Origin of the sequence: Paenibacillus macerans (assembly GCF_900454495.1) — a bacterium.
Classification (GTDB): Bacteria; Bacillota; Bacilli; order Paenibacillales; family Paenibacillaceae; genus Fontibacillus; species Fontibacillus macerans.
The window spans coordinates 2,391,010-2,409,776 of the sequence record NZ_UGSI01000001.1; the positions used below are offsets into that span (position 1 = coordinate 2,391,010).

Here is an 18,767-nt window from a genome sequence, read left to right on the forward strand (position 1 = left end):
CGATTACACCCCTTCTCTATCGCGTCTGACTTCAATGATGCAGTTCCCGCCCGCATCGATTAACGCTTCATGGCCCGGATAGACGACGATCGTGGTTCCCCATTGTTCAATGACCGCCGGACCGACCATCAGATTGCCGGGCGCCAGCTTCGAACCGTCGTAAATGTTCGTCTCTTCCGGTTCGATCCCGAAATGAACCCGGCGCACTTCCATGAGCGCCGCCTGCGGATCTTCGCCTTGGAATGGGGCTTCCCGCAGCTCAATGCGTTCGCGGACCCCGATCAAATCCAGGCGCAAATTCAGGATTTCCACCTCTTGTCCGGTATTTTTATGCGCATATAAGCGTTCATGCATGTCATGGAACTGGGAGATCGTGGCATCCATATTTAAAGCGGTCACTTTGCGCGTTCTCGTCCGGATCGGCACGGTCACTTCATGAACTTCGCCCGCATACCGCATATCGACATAACGGCGGATTTCTTCGTGCAGCTTCAGCCGCGAATGGCCGCCAAGCTTCTCTCTCGCCGCTTGCTCCATGCCTTCGAATACTTCATTCATTCTGCTTAGATCCAGATCGCCGCCCGCGGCATAAAATGTCCGCAGCTCCGTTACCTTCAAGTTGGCGACAACGTCGCCGAGCGCGCACAGAACAGGAGCAAATCCGGGCACAATGACCATTTCAATGCCCAAATCCTCGGCCTGCCGGCCGGCGTGCACGGCTCCGGCTCCGCCCGCGGCCAGCAGGGCAAACCGGCGCGGATCATGGCCGCGCTGCGTCGTGACAAAACGGATCGCGTTGGACATATTATTGTTCACGATCTCGGAAATCGCCAACGCCGCTTCGATCACGCTAATCCCAAGCGGTTCGGCGATATATTTGCGAATAGCCTCTTCGGACAACGCCTTGTCCAGCTTCATCTCGCCGCCAAGAAAATGGTCCGGATTCATGTAACCAAGCACCAGATTCACGTCCGTTACGGTCGGTTCCGTACCGCCTCTTCCATAACACGCCGGGCCCGGTGTAGATCCGGCGCTGCGCGGACCGACGCGCAGCATGCCGCCGGCATCGATCCAGGCGATGCTGCCGCCTCCGGCGCCGACCGTGTGGATGTCCAGCATCGGCAGCGCCACCCGGTAACGGCTGATCCAGCTTTCCGTCGTGAGGGCCGGCTGCAGGTTCTCGATGACGGACACGTCGTAGCTGGTTCCGCCCATGTCTACCGTGATCAAGTCGGCATAACCAAGCCGATCCCCCAAAAATGCAGCGGCGGTCACCCCGCCCGCAGGTCCGGACAACAGGCAGCTGGCAGCCAGGCGGCCGCTCTGCACGATATTTTGCACGCCGCCTCCCGATTGCATCACGAACAGCTCCCCGGCAAACTTAAGCTCCTTCAGCCGGTTTTCAAGGCGCTCCAGATAATGTTTCATGGCCGGAGCCGTATAGGCATTGACCACCGTTGTGCTGACCCGCTCAAATTCGCGGATTTGCGGAAGAACCTCCACCGACAGGGTGACGAATATCTCCGGGGCAACCTCTTCAAATATCGCTTTCACTCGCTGTTCATGCTCCGGATAGAGGAAGCTGAACAAGAAGCAAACAGCCACCGCCTCGACGCCCTCGGCCTGAAAGAACGCCGCCGCCTCCCGCACGGCTTGTTCATCCAGTTCGCGGATGACCTCCCCCTGGGCGCTTACACGCTCTGGCACGCCGATCCGCAACCGGCGCGGAACAATCGGATGCGGGGCCGGAAGACGCGGGGAAAACACGCTCTCTTTATAGGAGCGGCGAAACTCGATTTCATCGCGGAACCCTTCCGTCGTGATCAGGCCGACCTTGGCTCCGGAATACTCCAAAATCGTATTGGTGGCCACGGTCGTGCCATGGACGAGGAGCGTGCAGTTTTTCAACAGTTCCTCCGCCGTCATCCCAAGCTGGCCGGCGATTTTGGCGATGCCTTGGATTACCCCGTCCGACGGATCGGGAGTGGATGGGGTTTTGGTCGCCGTAATGCGCCCTTCCTCATCGAGCGCGGTAAGATCGGTAAACGTCCCGCCCACGTCAATTCCTAGTTTCCAGCTTTTTGTTTCAGTCAAAGCCATCGTTTACAACCTCCTGCTGTGTTCATCGTCATCATCGAATTGAAAATCATGCCTTGGCTTAAGATCAGTAGCCGGTGGAATCCTCGGTGGACTTGCCGAGTTCAAACGGTATCCGCAGCGCCCGAAGTACCCCGGTGATAATCGGGTAAATAATGAGACCCAGGATGGTGGAATTAATCGGACTGATCCCCCAGGCGATATGGGAGGCGATAAGCCCGGCCGCAATGACGGCCAAGATGGCCGCCGCGTTGATGGCCGCATACTCCGTTCCCTGTCCGAATGCATACTTTCCGCGGCGCACAAACCAATGATCCGCAATCATGACCCCAGCTATCGGCGGTACATATACCCCTAAGAAGTTCAGAAAAGGCACGAAATGATCCTGATACCCGGTCAAAGCGATCACGATGCCGAGTGCGCCCATGACAATCACAAGAATATATTTCGGCAGCCGCACGACATTGCGCAGCCCCAAAGCGCCGGTATAAAGATTGTTGTCATTGTTGGACCACTGGGCAAAGACGAGGATCAAAAACGCGAAAAAGCCCATGCCCAGCTTGGCCATTACGGCCGGAATGTTCGGGGTCGAACCGAACTCCGGAATCTGGGCGGCAAAGGTCATGGCCGCACCGGCGATCACCGAGAAGATACCGCCGATGAAATATCCGGCCGCTGCGCCGAATCCGCCGGAAAAAGGTGTTTTCCCGTATCTCGTTACATCCGGAAAAACGACGGCCCCAAGCGCTGCATTGCCGACCACCAGCGTAACCCCGGCAAAGAGGCTCATCAGATCGCCTGTCGGCTGCGCCGCAAATAAATTGGCGAATCCGCCCGTTTGATCGGCGGCGACCCAAATGCCCCAGATGGACAGCACAACGACCATCGGCACAGCTACAAAACTGAGGTACGTAATGCCTTTGTACCCGATCAGCGCGGTCAGCATCATCAGCGCGCCGCCCCAAATGATGGCCACGTTCGGATCCGCGAACCAATATCCGGGGAACATCTGCTCAATGGTGGAGCCGAAGAAGGCCACCTGCCAGCCGAACCAGCCGATGCCCATCGTGAGCGAGAGCAGAATTCCGAACAGGCTGGCCCCCGTCCGGCCGAAAGCTTGTCTGGCCAGCACCGTGGTGGAAACGCCATATTTTGCGCCCATCCAACCTTGAAAAAAGCCGTATACCGCCAAGATCAGCATGCCCAGCAGTCCGGCCAAAATCGCCTTTCCGAAGGTCATGCCCGCCGCTAACGAACCGCCGACAAAAATGGTGGACAACGAAATAATCCAGCCGCAGCTGGTGAAAGCAACGTTTAACAATCCTTTGCGCTCGGATTGCGGTACTGCCTGAATGGCATAATCATCCAGTGTAACAGGTTTCGTCTGTTGTGGTGCCGTTGACATGTGGATTCCCCCGTTTTCGTGAATATGAGCTTACCGCCCTTTATGCTTTTATTTCGTATTCAATCTCGGCGCCCCGTTTGATCGTATTGCCGATGGTGCAGATTCTGGAGGCTTGGGTAAGCAGCCTCTCCTTATAAGGCTCTTCCAAATAAAAAGGGAGCTCCACCTGTACGCGGAATTTCTCCACCCGCGGCGAGCCTGCCTGCGCTTTGAAAGGTTCGACTTCCACACGAAGCGCTTCGCCCGTGATTTCATCCTGTTCCAGGAGGCGAACCAGCGAGACGGCAATACACATGCCGAGGGCCTCGCACATAATATCCATCGGCGAAAATTCAGCGCCTTCCGGCGGTTTATAAGCATAATTGCTTGTCGTTCGATAGATGCTTCCGTCCCACGCAACAGTAATCAATGCTGTCCCTTCTTTCGTCCGGTTAACTAAATGCCCAGCAATCCAAAAAATTCGAACCTGGCCGTCTGGGCCGAAATTTCGTCCAACGTAATATCCGACAACGGCGACTCCGGAGCCTGGGGACCGAACAGCCATCTGGCGATCATCCCTTCAATAAGGCTCATCAGCATCGCCGCCCGCAGCTTCGGGTCGATGGTCTGCGGGAGCATCCCCAGTTCCATGGCCCGTTCTATGTTGCGCCGGAAAGCCTGCTCCATCTCGATGCGGGCCTCGCTCGCCGCCTGGCGGATCGCTTCGTCGGAAGCCCCGCTGCCCAGCAGCAGCTCCATCAGATACCGGTTCGCGCTGGCAAAACGGAACAGATTTTTCAAAAGGGCTTCGGATGCTTGAACCATATCAACCACCGTGCCCGAATGGGTCCGGTACCCCTGTGAAATCACCTTGGAAATTTCCTCGCGTCCATTGGCGATAATCTCCAGCGCGATGGCCTCTTTGCTTTTGAAATGCCAGTAGAAGGTGCCCTGCGCCACGCCCGCCTGACGCACGATATCCGATATTTTGGTTTTGTGATAACCATTTTTGGCGAATAATTCAACCGCGATACTCAGCAGTTCCCGCCTTCGTTCCATGCTTTTTCCTGAGTAAGCTTCCTCCGGCAACGCCATTCCTCCCGATTGACTCGTCAGTCAGTTTTTTGTAATTAATCCTATCCAAAAACTATGAATTCGTCAATGGGAAATTCCCGTAAATGATTTACCGCCGGCTAGTCATATTGTTTTCCCTTCAGCATTGCTCTCCGGGAAGCCGGAAATGGACCAAGTTCAAAAGGAGATTTGTCTTTCCAAACAAAGTTGAAAGATTTTATGCGAAAAACACTGGTTGAAAATAATTCCGGCGTGCTTTTGAATGAAAAAGATCTGCTTGTTCCTGGCCATTACTTATCTTCTTACATTTCATCGGCTCTTATAGGGGTTATGCAACAATGGTATCCTATCAACTATAACCATTAATGGCCCCTACTTTGCGGCCGGTTTAATACAGTAAAGTGCGATGAGAAAAGGGGATTGTCCCCACATTATTGAACTTAATATTCTTTATCGACCTCATTCCCCTGCCGTTTTCCGCTTGCGCAGGCTGGCGACGGCCAGCAAAATCAGGGGGATCACCAGATTCGTCGTTAAGATATGAAACGGTACCGCCATCCTTACCATCTCGCCGAACACCGGGAAATTGGGCACATCCCAAATGCCGATGGCCAAGCTGAGCAGGGCGAGCGGAAACACGATCGGTTGGTAATCCGAAAGCTCAAAGCATTGAGCCAGGGAAAGCGAGGCGGCGTAGAGAAAGACGCCGACTTGCAGGAAATTTCCAATGACCCACATCGCCAGCAGCAAGGATTCCAAATTTTCCAGGAAAGTGCCGACGCCGATATAACGGAAGGCGACGAGCAGCGGGTACACTTTATTCCGCAGATCCGGCCCCAGCAGAAATAAGGCGATCAGGTTGGAATAAGTCAAAAACAAAACGATCATAGCCACTGAAATGTATCCCCATTTCCTCCCCTTCTCCGGATCGGTCAGGCTGGGCAGAAAAAAAGTCATCAGGAACAATTCGTTGAGCCAGCCCATCATAATAAATGACCCTTTCATGACCGGGGTTATCCCGTGGCTTAAAATCGGAAATATCGTTTTGGCATCCAGATCGGGGATCAGCAGCAATAGAAAAAACACAGGGAGAATAAACAGCGGCAAAAAAATGACGGTGCTCCGGGCCAGCATCTCCACCCCGCCGCGCACGGCGATCGCGCTCAGCAAGATCAGGGATCCCATTACGATCATGAGCGGAGTTTTAAATAAAAAATTGCCCGTGACAAATTCCGCGTACTGCCGGGTAACTCCCCCGGACGCATGCAGATTGTAGGTGATATAGACAAGGCCGATGATTTTTCCGGGAATTTTACCGAGAATCCGCCCGCTGTATTGAACGACCGTCTGCCCCGGAAAAAGCTCATGCAAGCGGGTCACGGTATATACGGCAATCAGACCTATCAAGGCGGCCGGTAAGCAGGTAAGCCAAAGATCGTTTTGGGCGTACTGGCCCGTGATGGTCGGCAATACCAGAAACCCGGAAGCCAGCACGGCCGGATACATCAGGAGCCCCATTTGAAAAGCCGAAATTTTTCCCTTTTCCAACATCATCGTTCACCTCGCCTTGGATCAATCCTGTGCAACAAAAAAGTTCGGTTATGGTTCTACCAGTCCCCGAAACGGTTTGAAAATGAACATAAGCGCCGTAGTGGGGCCCGGCGTATTGGGCAAATCGAACATGGACAGGACCCACACCAGGAGGAGCAGGAATGCGAATACGACTTTATCCCTTACCGGTTTTTCTTTCAGTTTCCGCCATTCGAGACGGGCGATCAGCAGCGCGGAGATTGTGACGACGCAGAAAAAAAACCATCTCATTTCTTTTTCACCTCTTCCTTCGGCAGCCCTTCCGGGGAGCTGATGAGTCCCGGCCTTAGAATCCTGGCTTCCACTTGCGGAATAACTATAACTTTGGAAAATTGCTCGTCCCAGCGGTCCTGAACTTTTTCCCATTGTTTGGGATATTTACGGTGGAATACTTTGGCGAACTCAAAAATGTCCGCTTTGTGTTTCCGCTGAACCTCATCGAACGCCAACTCGATCCGTTCTTTTACATCCTCCTCGAATCCCTTGCTCATCTCTTTGAGCAATTTCGGGTTCATAGGGTCCATCGGAGTGCCGTTCCGAATGATATCTCCGTGCGTCTTCACCCGGACGAACATCTTCCAGGTGTCTCCTTCAATTTTGGGAATCAGCTTGATTTTGGCTTTCACCGGTTTTAACGACACCAATCCTTCCGCTCCCTTCGCTTCAAACACCAACGTGTATTCTCCAATTTCATTTCTGAGCCACATGATGCCCCTGGTGACCTTTTCGGAAATTTCCCCAACCATTTTGTCTTCCTTGAACACGGCGCCTCCCAGCAAGTAAGGAATCGTTTGAAACGGCTCGGCGGATTTGGCTTTCGGCAGGATGTGAATCATCGGCAGCACAGCCGCGCGTGAATCCCCGGATAACATTAGGCTTAGTTGGTGCATCGTGACGCGCATACCGCTCTCCAGATCAGCCAGCTTCCGCAGCACCTGGGCCGAAGAATTTTCGCTCGGCGGAAACAGCTCGAGCGTTTTCTCCGCCTCTCCTTTGCTGACGAACATATAAGCCCGTTCCCGCGACGAAGGAAAACGGACCAGAAAATCGAGATGTTCCCGGATTCCTGCCTTGGCCGCGGACTCGCTGAAAATAAACACTCTGCATTGCCCCCAAAACATCTTTCTGGGAATTTCCCGCTGCAGCTTGGACAAAGCATCGGTGATATCCCGGCCCATCTCCGTACGGATGGATGTCCGTTTTGAAGCGCCGCCCCCTGCTGCGCCGCCTCCCGTCATCCCCCCTCCCGACTGATTCTGCGGCAGGATAAATTGCACGGTTGCCCGAACCTGATTGTTCTCCGCCTGATCGATAGCGAGCGCGGTAACCAGGGCCAAATCGTTCAGCTCCGTACGGTCCCAGCATCCCCCCAAACAAAGCAGCAGCGGAAGGAAAGCCGCCATCTTTATCCATGTTTTGATCGATGTCTTCATCCATCCGATTCTCCTTTGCCGGGCGCTTGTTTTGATTACTCAGCGTCGTCCCCTCGGATAGGGCCGGGCCTTTGGCCGGATGACTGCCGGTATTTGTCATATTTTCCCGTAAAGCGCGGACGCGTGTTCATCTTCCAGCGGGGCGCCCTGACCAGAACATCCTTCCATTCGTTTGGATGGGGAGCGGCCACTTCGGACAAGTAGGGGACGCCGAAGGAGCGCAAGCTGAGCATATGCAGAACAACCGCGATGATCCCCATCACAACGCCGACAAGGCCCAAACTTCCGGCCAGAAAAATCAAGGGAAACCGCAGCATCCGCACGGAAATTCCGGCGATATAACGGGGTACCATAAATGAAGAAATTCCCGTAATCGCGACCACGATCACCATCGGCGCGGACACGAGCCCGGCTTGGACCGCCGCCTGGCCGATAACCAGCGCCCCGACGATGCTGACAGCGGCGCCAACCTGCTTGGGGAGCCTCACCCCCGCTTCGCGCAGCGCTTCAAAAGTGATCTCCATCAGCAAAGCCTCGATCAACGCCGGAAAAGGCACCTGCTCCCGGGAACTGGCCATACTGATCAACAGAGCACCGGGGACCATCTCTTGATGAAAGGTAAGCACCGCCACATATACCGATGGAAGCACGAGCGAGATGACGATAAAGGCATAGCGCAGCCAGCGGATAACTGTAGAGATCAGATAACGCTGATAATAGTCTTCCTGCGACTGAATCAACGAGAAAAACGTTGTCGGGGCGATCAAGGTAAACGGCGTTCCCTCCGTTAAAATCGCCACTTTCCCTTCCAGCAAACTGCTGCAAACCACATCAGGACGTTCCGTGCTGAGCAACTGCGGGAAAGGAGAGTAAGGCTGATCTTCAATCATTTCTTCGATATACCCGCTTTCCAGAACGCCGTCGATCTCAATGCGCCGCAGCCGGGTCCGCACTTCTTTGATCAACGTCTCATCCGCAAGTCCTTCAATATAGGCCAGAATAATATTGGTTTGGGTGTATTCGCCGATTTTCGTCTCTTCCATTTTCAGCAGCGGGGTTTTGATAATCCGCCGCAATTGCGAGGTATTGGTGCGCAAGGATTCGGTAAAGCCTTGGCGCGGCCCGCGAATCCCCACTTCCGCAGAAGGCTCCTCGATCGAGCGTTTCTCCCATTTCGTCAGCCCTAAGCCAATGCCGGCGTCCTGGTTGTCGCAAAGCAGGATGGCGTTTCCGTTCACAAGAAGTTCGACGCCTTTCTCAAACGTCGTAAATTCTTTCACTTGCGAAGCCGATATTTTACGGTCGATAAGCTGCCTTAAATCCTTGTTGTCATCGGCTTCCGCCAGCATGAGCGGGGCTATGACGAACCGCTCGATCCCTTCGGAATCGGCTAACCCGTCTATGTACATTACCAGAGCCTGGGTTTTGCCGCCGATCAGAAAGGAACGGTAAATGACGTCCGCACAATTGTCATAAAGCGAACGAAGTTGGTCTTCGTTTTGCCGCAGACCCGGATAAAGCCGCTGCGGCTGCGAATTCCGGCTGCTTTCCTGGGGAGCGGAATGACTCCGGTCCCGGTTTGTTTTCGTCCGTTTGGTCAAGCCTTTGAGCAGGCGGCGTCCTCTCATGGAGACGAAATCCTTTCAAAAAAATATGGTTTATTTAGATAAATTCACCAATTGGATTCCAATTTATTCGCAGGCGTATCAAAAGGCCATGCCTGCCAAAGGCGGGACATGCGGGACGGCTTCATGGCCTTGGCAACGAAAATGTAATTTTATATATTACATTTGGTGATGAAAATGAACAGCGATTTCGTAGTGGCCGTGCATAGCCTTGTATTTTTGGCGTATGCGCCCACCAGTTTGAGAACAAGCGACAATATTGCCAAGAGCGTAGCGATCCATCCCGTTCGCGTCCGTAAAGTACTGTCCATGCTTAGAAAGCATGGATATATTCAATCGAAGCAGGGGGCGCATGGCGGGTTTTACCTCGCCGACGATCCTCGGACCATCACATTGGACAAATTGTACGCTTTGACCTCGGGAGGGCCACTGAAGCCGAAATGGCCCAATTCGGATCAGAAATGCATGATTGGAAACAATATTGAGCGGGCCATGGATGATATTTTCGAATCGACCGAACATCAGGTCTTGGCTCTCCTTGTTGGATACACGATCGCGGATGTGCTGGAACGGATAGAAAAACGGGCTTACAGCTAGCCGTTTTTTTCACCATAAATTGTATCTTTTTTATTACATTTAATTCTTCATTCGTTTTAATGTAACAAAAAATATTACATTAACTTAAGGAGGTCTTCTCGTGTCTTTACGTTCAACAAAAGCCGTTTCCTTCTGGTTTGTCGCTTACGCTCTGCTCATGATTATGATGGGCGCCAATATCCCCGCACCGCTTTACAGCCTGTACGGGGAAATGCGGGGTAGCTTTTATGCCGTCACTTATTTGGGGGCTGGTCTTCCCGTGCTGATCCTCGGCTTTGGGGCCGAACGAATCGGCTTCCTCCCGGCGATTCTGATTTATTCGGGGCTTGTCGTCATCGCCGCCATTGCGCTGGCCGGAATCGTTCATCGCTATTTTACCCGCGGCAATTATGCTGCGCAGGATGCTTAAGAAAAACATCTATCGACGTAATTTCATGGAACCCAGATCGCGTTCGATAATCTAAAAAAAGGCGGTCCTGCCGAAATATCCGGCAGGATCGCCTTTCAAGTTTAACCCAATGCTGCAATCATTATCAATTAAAGGTCCTTTTTACAAACTCAATCACTTCTTCCGACGTTTTCATGGATAGAACGGCCTCTTTCACGCTTTTTGCATGTTCACTTGACAGATCTTTGATTTGCGCGCGTACCGGAAGAATGGATGTTGCACTCATCGAGAACTCATCAAGTCCCAGGCTAAGCAATAAAGGAATGGCGATCGGATCGCCGGCCATTTCCCCGCACATGCCGACCCACTTGCCTTCTTGGTGCGCCGCATCACTGACCCTTGAAATCAGACGTAAAATCGCGGGATTGCAGGGTTGATACAGGTAAGCTACGCGTCCATTCATGCGATCGGCGGCCATGGTATATTGGATCAAATCATTGGTGCCAATGCTGAAGAAGTCAACCTCCTTGGCAAATTGATCGGCCATGACAGCGGTGGACGGTATTTCCACCATCATGCCGATTTCAATTTGATCCGCGGCTTTGACGCCTTCTGCCGCCAGCTTTTCTTTTTCTTCCAAAAGAATGGCTTTGGCTTCCCTAAATTCAGAAACGGTTGCAATCATAGGGAACATGATCTTCAAATTGCCATAGACGCTGGCCCGTAATAAAGCACGTAATTGGGTACGGAAAATCGTCTGCTCTTCCAAGCATAAACGAATCGCTCTAAAGCCCAAAAACGGATTCATTTCCTTGGGCAGCTTCAAGTAAGGCAGCTCTTTATCGCCGCCAATGTCCAGCGTACGGACAACCACCGGCTTCCCTTCCATTTTTTCCAGAACGGTTTTATAAGCGGTAAACTGCTCTGCCTCTGTCGGAAGCCGGTCTCTGCCCATGTAAAGGAACTCCGTACGGTAAAGTCCGACCGCTTCTGCTCCGTTTTCTAGCACGCTTTTCACGTCAGCCGGCGTGCCGATGTTTGCGGCCAGCTCCACATGCACGCCATCTTTCGTTACCGTCGGCTCATGAACCAATTTGGCCCACTGCGCTTTTTGCGTTTCGTAGTTTGCTTTTTTCGCTTCATATTGGGCAATGATTTCTGATGATGGGTCGATGATGACATCGCCCTCTAAACCATCAACGATCACCATTACACCATGTTCAATCCTGGACACGGCTTGTTTTGTGCCGACGACAGCCGGGATTTCCATGGAGCGGGCCATGATCGCCGAATGGGAAGTACGGCCGCCGATATCTGTTGCAAAACCTTTCACATACCGGCGATTTAACTGCGCGGTATCGGAAGGCGTCAAATCCTCGGCGATGATGACGACTTCTTCGGAAATCAAGCTTGGATCGGGAATTTGCACGCCTAATAAATGCGCGGTCACCCGATTCGTTACATCGCGGATGTCTTTGGCGCGTTCCCGCATATATTCGTTATCCATCGATTCTAGCATGGAAACAAATCTGTCGGCTGATTCTTTTAAGGCAAATTCCGCGTTCACGCCTTCCGTGCTTATCCGATCGAAAACCGGATTTAATAGTTCCGGGTCGTTTAATACTAATAAATGAGCGGCGAGAATTTCCGCTTTATCAGCACCCAACTCACGGTTTACGTATTCTTTAATTTTTTCAAGCTCCGCCTTTGATTGGCTAATGGCCTGCTCCAATCGCCGTTTTTCGGCGTCCCTGTCTCCGATGTTCTTGTTTACGATTTTAAGCTCCGGCTCCTCCAGGCGGTAGGCTTTGGCGATCGCTATACCGGCTGAAGCGCCGATGCCTTTCAGATGACTTCGCATGGTTCGCCAAGCCCTTCGTTTTTCAAAGCTTCTTCAATCCCTTGGATCGCCTGATCCGCATCGGAACCGGCCGCAGCAATTTGAATTTGCGCTCCTTGCGGAATACCCAAAGACATCACGCCCACAATCGATTTTAGGTTTACGGATCGGCCGTTATATTCGATGTTCACCTCGGCATCAAACTGGCTTGCGGCTTGAACCAAAGTTGAAGCCGGACGTGTGTGTACTCCCAGCTCGTCAATGACTGTAAATGTTTTTCTTACCATAGTTTCTATCTCCTCTCCTCCTCTATATAGGTTGAACTAATGATTGCATGTAATGGGGGGCCGCGTGAAATATGCTTACGATCGCTCTTGAATTACCGCCTTTTCATCCGTTCAACTTATATCGCCTTCCAAATTTAAATAGCAACTTTTCAAGCAGCAAAGTTCCCGGCCCCGTTAAAGCAAACGCTATAACCGTTCCGATCCCCACGATCCCGCCGAACAAGAATCCGGCGCTTAAAAAGATCGCGTCTACACCGATTCTGCCAAGATCATACCTGATTCCGAACTTTGCTTCCGTATATCGCAAAATCGCGTCTAAGGCGTACATGCCATTGCCAAAATTCATCAACAACACATAAGTCATGGAGAAACAAAAATTAGCCAGGATGACGATGACGATTTTGCCTACTAGCGATAAATCCGCCAGCTCCAGATTGGCAATAAACGGATGAATCCAATTAATAAAAGGCCCAATCAAAAAGGAATACATGATGGAAGAAAAGCCGATCGATTTGCGATTCAGCAGTAGCCCCGCAGCCAGAAATACAATACTTACGCTAAAGCTGGCAAGACCGACGCTGACTCCGAGGCTTTTATGCAGTCCATCCAACAAAACCGTCAGTGTATCGGATCCGATATTGCACTCGATAAATAAATTAACGGCTAGGGCGCTTAACATCGTGGCAACGACCACAATGATCAAACGCCCGCCAAATTTCCCAAGGGCCGGGAGATAACGCAACCTCAATCCAAGTCTTCTCCATTGGAAGCGATCACTTTTTGCATCCAGTAAAAGCTGTCTTTCCGGAGGCGCTTTTTACTGCCCTTGCCGTAATCATCCTGGTCCACGTAAATAAATCCGTAGCGTTTGCTCATTTCCGAGGAAGAACAACTTACAATATCAATCGGCCCCCATGCATAATAACCTCGTAAATCTACCCCGTCTTTAATGGCCTCTTTCATTTGCTCAATATGGGCCCGGTAATAGTCAATACGATAGGAATCATGGATGGAACCGTCCTCTTCCAATGTGTCATGGTAGCCGATCCCGTTTTCCGTGATATAAATCGGACACTGGTACCGGTCATAGAACAGGTTCAGCATGGTGCGAAGCCCGAGCGGATCAATCGTCCATCCCCAAGGGTTGGCCGGAAGTTCAAAATTGCGGTAAGGACCTGTTTTGTTTTTCATGCTCTCTTCATCGACAATACGAGTGTAGTAATAGGAGAACGACATAAAGTCGGCCGTATGCTTCAACGCTTCTTCGTCGCCCTCCGCAAATTCCACGGTAATGTTGTTGTCGCGGAAATAGCGGAACGCGTAACCGGGATAATATCCGCGCAGCAACACATCGGAGAAGAAGTACTCCATTTGATTATTGCGAACGGCAGCGAAGACATCTTCCGGTTTGCAGGTCGCCGGATAGGCCGGCCCCCCGCAGAGCATCATTCCGATCTGTAAATTAGGATCCAGGCTTTTGGCATATTTCGTGACCAGACCGCAAGCCACAAATTCATGATGTACACCTTGATATTTGGCGGAGGTTAAATCATCCACTACATCTTCCGCAATGCCCAGATGGTTAAAGGATTCGTGAACAATTAAATTGATTTGGTTAATGATAATCCAGTACTTTACTTTTTTATGGTAACGATCCAGAATGACTTGGCTAAAGCGGACGAAGAAATCGATCATTTCTCTGGAGTACCACCCTTTATAAGCCAGGGTCAAATGCAGCGGCATTTCATAGTGGGACAGGGTGATCATCGGCTCCATCCCGTTCGCAATAATTTCGTCGATCAGGTTATCGTAAAATTTCAAACCTTCTTCATTCGGTTCCGCTTCGTCGCCATTTGGAAAAATTCTTGTCCAATTGATCGAGGTGCGGAAGGTTTTTAGTCCAAGTTCGCTGAGCATTTTCAGGTCTTCTTTATAAGTGTGATAGAAATCGATGCCCCAACGTTTCGGGAAAACGCGGTCCTCGCTTTGCATCGCTTCCTTAACATAGTCCGTCGTCAGTTCTAAATTGTACTTTTTATCTAAAGGAACTTTATCCGTAAATTCATTAATATCCGCAACGCTTAACCCTTTTCCGTTCACATTGTAAGCCCCTTCCGCCTGATTGGCGGCGATGGCTCCTCCCCATAAAAAATCGGCCGGAAATCCTGATGGAATGTTCTTCATTTTGCTTACTTCCTCTCTTTATTTATTGATTTCTAATTGGCTCAGCCTCTGATCAAAGCGCTCGAAAATGTCAATCAGCCGCTTGGCCATATTTATTTCACTATAAATCGTCATGAGCGTGTCTTGCGCATGGGCAAATAAAACCGAATACTCTCCTTGTTCGCCTTCCGTTTCTTTTTGAATGCAGTTCGTTTGCACGCGATGGGCAATCACAATTTCGTCGTTGGCTAATTTCATCTTCTCCTTCGCTCCGGCGAAGTCGCTGTTTTCAATATCTTTTAAAGCTTCCGTACAATGCTTTCTTGCTTCCCCGGCGTGCAAAATGATTTGCATCGCCTGTTGAGCTACTTGTTCCGAAGTCATAATAAAATCTCCTTTATAGAGGTGTTAATCGTTTAATTGGTTTGCGGTGATTCTTTTTCAAGTTCTTGTTTTTCGTAGGTTTTGAAAAATGGGTACCAAATCAGCGTAGCTACCCCGACGCAGATGAGCATCAAAATCATGCCTGTGATCGTTCCTGTCGTAATCCACGTGGAGATGGGAAATGGAGCGTACCACAGATCGAAGATCACTTTCGGGATGGAGCCGAAAGGAATGACTTTGGTCCCGATCCAAACGAGCGCCGGCAAGATAATCCCTATGATCCACATCGGCAGCATCAATAAGGGGTTCCATACGATCGAACCGAATACCAAAGGCTCGTTGATATTAAAGATGGCGGGTATAAAGCTTGCCCGGCCCAGCGCTTTTAGCTTGGTGCTTTTAGAGAACGCGTGCATAATAACCAGAGGTAACGTACAGCCCACGCCGCCTACAAACAAGTATGCGGAAAAAATTGTTTCGGCCGTGACGAGATTATGCGCCCCCATGGTCGCGTTGGCGGTAATGGCCGCCAGAAAAATCGGTTTGGTGACCGGGGTTAACACCCAACTGGAGATCCCCATGGAATACAGGAAACAGTAAATAAATATGATCAGCATGAATCCCCAAGGCGTCTCTACTACATTTGCCAACGGCATAAAAATATTCAAAATGATGTTGTAGATATCCACATGAACGATATCGACCAATACCCAAGCCGCAACCAAAGTGATTCCGATAGGCAGCATAGAGTCAAACCAGGCTCTGACAAAGTCCGGGATGACGGACTCTTCTTTGAAAAAAGAGAATTTTCCAAAAAGACTCATGATATATCCGGTGAAAAGAGCGGCGATGATGGCAACGAACATGCCCCCGGTTCCCAAAGAACTATGGGAAAAACCAACCGCGCCGTCTTTAACGACCTGGGGAGTAATGATGATCAAGAAAACGATCAAACTGGTGCAACCGGCGATAAAACGCTGCTTTCTTAACTTCTTTTTCTCCATCAAATTGAATGGAATCAGGAATGAAACGAGCAGCGAAAGCATGCCCATCGTCCATCCGAACGGAACCCAAAAATTAGGGTAGTTTTTGATTTGATAAACATCGCCGGGGATGGTGAGCAGGCAAAATACCGATCCCAGAAGAATGAAAGGCAACAGTTGCATGACGGAATCCTTCAGCGTGACGATCCATACATTGTTATTTACTTTATTCATCTTCGGAGAAAAGTCGTTTTTCAGCCATTCCATTAATTTGTTCATTGTCTTATCCCCTTTTTAGCTGTTCAACTCGCTCAGCAAATCATCTAAAGCCGCTTCCCCATCCAACGTGGAATAATAAGAAGGCTTCATTAAGAGCACTTTGACATCGGTGTCTTTGGTAAGCTCGTTGATATCATCCATGATATAGGCCAAGTGTGGGCCGACTAATAAAGCATCGATATCATGAATGTAATTTTCGATTTCCGCTTCCCCTCTGGCTTTGATATCCATATTCAAGTTTCTTTTTTTAGCGGCTTTGCGAATATTGGCAGCCATAAAACCGGAGCTTGCTCCCGACCCGCAGATTAATAACACGTTTACCATTTCGCCTGCATTTGCCATGGTAATCCTCCTCGCTTTTGTCTAAGATTAAAGAAAGTATAAGTTTTCAATGTTTTTCCCATAATCGTAGTTGACAGCGCTATCATCTACAACCAAACTATATTACAAACCCGAAACCGGTCTCAAATAAATAACTGCACCCCTATGGTGCAACATTTTGAAGTGAGGAATCGCCTATGAAAATGCAGTATATCGATTTAATTCAATATTTAAGCTCTTGTAACCACTGGATTTCGTCGCAAAGCTTGGCGGACAAGTACGGCGTGTCCAAACGCACCATCAAATCTTATATAAGCGAGATCAATGCTATTCACCATGGGTTAATCCTATCGTCGAATAAAGGTTATAAAGTCGATACGGATCAGGTGAATACTTTTCTGGCCAACGAACAAAAAGCTATCCCGCAAACGCAATCCGAACGAATCGCTTATATTCTGAAAAAACTGGTGCACACGAGTCAGCCTATTTCCATTTATGATTTAAGCGACGCTCTGTTTATCAGCGAGTCCACGCTAAGGCTGGATTTAAAGCTGATTAAGGAAAAGCTGGCCAAAAACAACCTGGAATTGAGTTTGGTGAAGGATCATTTAAGTTTGCGCGGCAAAGAAAAGGACAAGCGCAAACTCATGAGCAGCATTTTGTACGAGGAAGCCGACGGAAGCTTTATCGACATCGATAAAATCAAAAGGTTTTATCATGAATTAAATGTGGACTACATCCGGAAAGCCGTGGTTGAAACCTTTTCTTCCCATCACTTTTTCACCAATGATTTTTATTTAACCAATGTGATCATCCACATCACGATTGCGCTGGACAGAATGAAACATGATTCTCAGTTTTTAAATAAGACCGTAAATTATCATACCGACAACACCGCACATCAAATCGCCAAGGAAATCGCCTTTAAATTGGAATCCTATTTTCACGTCCAATATTCGGAAGAGGAAATCGCCGATTTGGCGCTCTTGATTTCGTGTAACGGAACAAACGTCAACTTTACGCAAATTGAAGTCAGCGACCTGGAACGGATTGCCGGGAAAGACTGTATCGAGTTGGTTAGCGAAATCGCCTCCGACTTGGATAAGTATTACTATATCAGTATTGCCGATGCCGATTTTATTACGCGTTTTACGCTGCATGTGAAAAATTTGTTGATGCGTTTAAAAAACAACCATTCAACGAAAAATCCGCTAACCAATACGATTAAAAGGGAATGCCCGCTTATTTACGATTGCGCCGTGCACGCTTCCCATGTGATTAAAGAAAAAACGGGCTATCGGATCAGCGACGATGAAATCGCCTATTTGGCTTTTCACCTCGGGTATGCAATTGAATTGCAGCGGCAAACGAACGTAAAAATCTCGTGCACGGTGCTGTTTCCGCTCTACTACAACATGAACGTGCAGATGATCAATAAATTGCAGCAGTATTTTGGCAACGATATATCGATTCATTCGATTGTCACGGACGAAAGCGATTTGAATTATGCTTCCAGCGATTTTATCATTTCTACCGCCCAATTGCACAAAATTCCGGAAATCCCGTATGTCGTGATCACTCCGTTTTTTATTGAAGGCGACCGGGAAAAAGTGTCGGACAAAATCTTTGAGTTAAAAGAGCAAAAAAAGAAAAATCAATTTAAGTACCATCTAAAATCTTTTTTGGACGAAAGGCATTTCTGCAGCTCCACGGCTAGGTCCGGGAAAGAGGAAGTTTTACGGTTTATCTGTCAAACGATGAACCGGGACGGCTATACGGACGAGGATTTTTTCGCCAAAATCATGGAACGGGAAGCGATGTCCTCTACCGCGTTCGGACAAGTGGCCCTTCCGCATGCGATCAAAATGGAATCCCGCAAAACGGGCATGTTCATTTATTTGAATCCGAACGGGATTAAATGGGATGCTTCCACCGTGAAAATTGTGTTATTGATCACCGTCAGCGGAGAGGATCGAAAAATATTCCGCGACGTATTCGATGCGCTCGCCACCATATTGACGGACGACAAAAATGTGAATCTGCTGTCATCCCTGGAGCACTTCGATGATTTTATCAATCAACTGATCGCCTGCTGGGAGTAAGGTTTTGACAATGTTTACGCACCTCCGTATAATGAATGAAAGTCATTCATAATCAAGGATTTCCCGTTACGATATTATACGGCCAAGAGCAAGAAGAACCCCTGGACGTATATAAAAAGCGGGTATTTCATTTCATCGAAAGATCGTTGCGGAGAACATAAAGAAGAGCACCGGAAAATCTGAATTTATTTTTTTTGCAGCAATATGACTGACGTTCATT

The 18,767-nt window shown here is 49.7% G+C and carries 18 protein-coding genes and 1 pseudogene; 4 read left to right on the plus strand and 15 right to left on the minus strand.

Annotated elements, in window-relative coordinates; genetic code table 11:
• Positions 1-3: 3 nt before the first annotated feature.
• The 4 genes from DYE26_RS10660 to DYE26_RS10675 form a co-directional block, all read right to left on the minus strand.
• Entirely contained in the window at positions 4-2,100 is a 2,097-nt protein-coding gene (locus DYE26_RS10660; RefSeq protein ID WP_036624021.1) for a hydantoinase/oxoprolinase family protein, read from the minus strand.
• Positions 2,101-2,164: 64 nt separating this feature from the next.
• On the minus strand, positions 2,165-3,502 hold the full coding sequence (locus DYE26_RS10665) for a cytosine permease (RefSeq protein WP_051985544.1): 1,338 nt from the start codon (positions 3,500-3,502) through the stop codon (positions 2,165-2,167).
• Between the two features lie 40 nt (positions 3,503-3,542).
• Positions 3,543-3,911 (minus strand): OsmC family protein, encoded by a 369-nt coding sequence (locus DYE26_RS10670; RefSeq protein ID WP_051985545.1) that lies wholly within the window; start codon positions 3,909-3,911, stop codon positions 3,543-3,545.
• 26 nt (positions 3,912-3,937) lie between these two features.
• The gene (locus tag DYE26_RS10675; protein ID WP_227872674.1) at positions 3,938-4,540 is read right to left on the minus strand and encodes a TetR/AcrR family transcriptional regulator; all 603 of its coding nucleotides are present in this window, start codon (positions 4,538-4,540) and stop codon (positions 3,938-3,940) included.
• 189 nt (positions 4,541-4,729) lie between these two features.
• Between DYE26_RS10675 and DYE26_RS34145 the strand changes: the two are divergent.
• A pseudogene (locus DYE26_RS34145) lies at positions 4,730-4,955 on the plus strand (TetR-like C-terminal domain-containing protein); the annotation flags it as partial.
• A gap of 59 nt (positions 4,956-5,014) precedes the next feature.
• On the opposite strand, the gene DYE26_RS10685 reads toward DYE26_RS34145, so the two are convergent.
• From DYE26_RS10685 to DYE26_RS10700, 4 genes are read right to left on the minus strand one after another with little or no spacing between them, the layout of a single operon-like run.
• Positions 5,015-6,109 (minus strand): GerAB/ArcD/ProY family transporter, encoded by a 1,095-nt coding sequence (locus DYE26_RS10685; protein WP_227872644.1) that lies wholly within the window; start codon positions 6,107-6,109, stop codon positions 5,015-5,017.
• Positions 6,110-6,154: 45 nt separating this feature from the next.
• A complete protein-coding gene (locus tag DYE26_RS10690) occupies positions 6,155-6,376 on the minus strand; it encodes a hypothetical protein (protein ID WP_036624023.1) in 222 nt (73 codons plus the stop codon).
• Complete coding sequence (locus tag DYE26_RS10695) at positions 6,373-7,578, minus strand: Ger(x)C family spore germination protein (RefSeq protein WP_036624024.1); 1,206 nt, start codon at positions 7,576-7,578, stop codon at positions 6,373-6,375. The genes DYE26_RS10690 and DYE26_RS10695 overlap by 4 nt, the downstream gene beginning before the upstream one ends.
• 35 nt (positions 7,579-7,613) lie before the next feature.
• Entirely contained in the window at positions 7,614-9,206 is a 1,593-nt protein-coding gene (locus DYE26_RS10700; protein ID WP_036624025.1) for a spore germination protein, read from the minus strand.
• 174 nt (positions 9,207-9,380) lie between these two features.
• Here DYE26_RS10700 and DYE26_RS10705 point away from each other — a divergent pair, with 174 nt between their 5' ends.
• A complete protein-coding gene (locus tag DYE26_RS10705) occupies positions 9,381-9,800 on the plus strand; it encodes an RrF2 family transcriptional regulator (RefSeq protein WP_036624026.1) in 420 nt (139 codons plus the stop codon).
• Positions 9,801-9,900: 100 nt separating this feature from the next.
• Positions 9,901-10,209, plus strand: a complete 309-nt coding sequence (locus DYE26_RS10710; protein ID WP_036624027.1) for a hypothetical protein — start codon at positions 9,901-9,903, stop codon at positions 10,207-10,209.
• Between the two features lie 124 nt (positions 10,210-10,333).
• Here the strand turns inward: DYE26_RS10710 and ptsP are convergent, their stop codons facing one another.
• The 7 genes from ptsP to DYE26_RS10745 all read right to left on the minus strand — a co-directional run bounded on the left by ptsP (position 10,334) and on the right by DYE26_RS10745 (position 16,448).
• Complete coding sequence (ptsP, locus tag DYE26_RS10715; protein ID WP_036624028.1) at positions 10,334-12,049, minus strand: phosphoenolpyruvate--protein phosphotransferase; 1,716 nt, start codon at positions 12,047-12,049, stop codon at positions 10,334-10,336.
• Entirely contained in the window at positions 12,034-12,315 is a 282-nt protein-coding gene (locus DYE26_RS10720; protein WP_036624029.1) for a phosphocarrier protein HPr, read from the minus strand. The genes ptsP and DYE26_RS10720 overlap by 16 nt, the downstream gene beginning before the upstream one ends.
• A gap of 103 nt (positions 12,316-12,418) precedes the next feature.
• Entirely contained in the window at positions 12,419-13,063 is a 645-nt protein-coding gene (locus DYE26_RS10725; protein ID WP_036624030.1) for a YczE/YyaS/YitT family protein, read from the minus strand.
• Positions 13,060-14,499 carry a glycoside hydrolase family 1 protein gene (locus tag DYE26_RS10730; RefSeq protein WP_036624031.1) on the minus strand — a complete coding sequence of 480 codons (1,440 nt, stop codon included), beginning with the start codon at positions 14,497-14,499 and terminating at the stop codon, positions 13,060-13,062. The genes DYE26_RS10725 and DYE26_RS10730 overlap by 4 nt, the downstream gene beginning before the upstream one ends.
• 18 nt (positions 14,500-14,517) lie before the next feature.
• Positions 14,518-14,862 carry a PTS lactose/cellobiose transporter subunit IIA gene (locus DYE26_RS10735; RefSeq protein WP_036624032.1) on the minus strand — a complete coding sequence of 115 codons (345 nt, stop codon included), beginning with the start codon at positions 14,860-14,862 and terminating at the stop codon, positions 14,518-14,520.
• Between the two features lie 32 nt (positions 14,863-14,894).
• Positions 14,895-16,124, minus strand: a complete 1,230-nt coding sequence (locus DYE26_RS10740; RefSeq protein WP_036624033.1) for a PTS sugar transporter subunit IIC — start codon at positions 16,122-16,124, stop codon at positions 14,895-14,897.
• Between the two features lie 15 nt (positions 16,125-16,139).
• Positions 16,140-16,448, minus strand: coding sequence for a PTS sugar transporter subunit IIB (locus DYE26_RS10745; RefSeq protein ID WP_227872675.1), 309 nt, complete (start codon positions 16,446-16,448; stop codon positions 16,140-16,142).
• Positions 16,449-16,642: 194 nt separating this feature from the next.
• On the opposite strand from DYE26_RS10745, the gene DYE26_RS10750 reads away from it, so the two are divergent.
• Positions 16,643-18,547, plus strand: a complete 1,905-nt coding sequence (locus DYE26_RS10750; protein WP_036624035.1) for a BglG family transcription antiterminator — start codon at positions 16,643-16,645, stop codon at positions 18,545-18,547.
• Positions 18,548-18,767 lie beyond the last annotated feature (220 nt).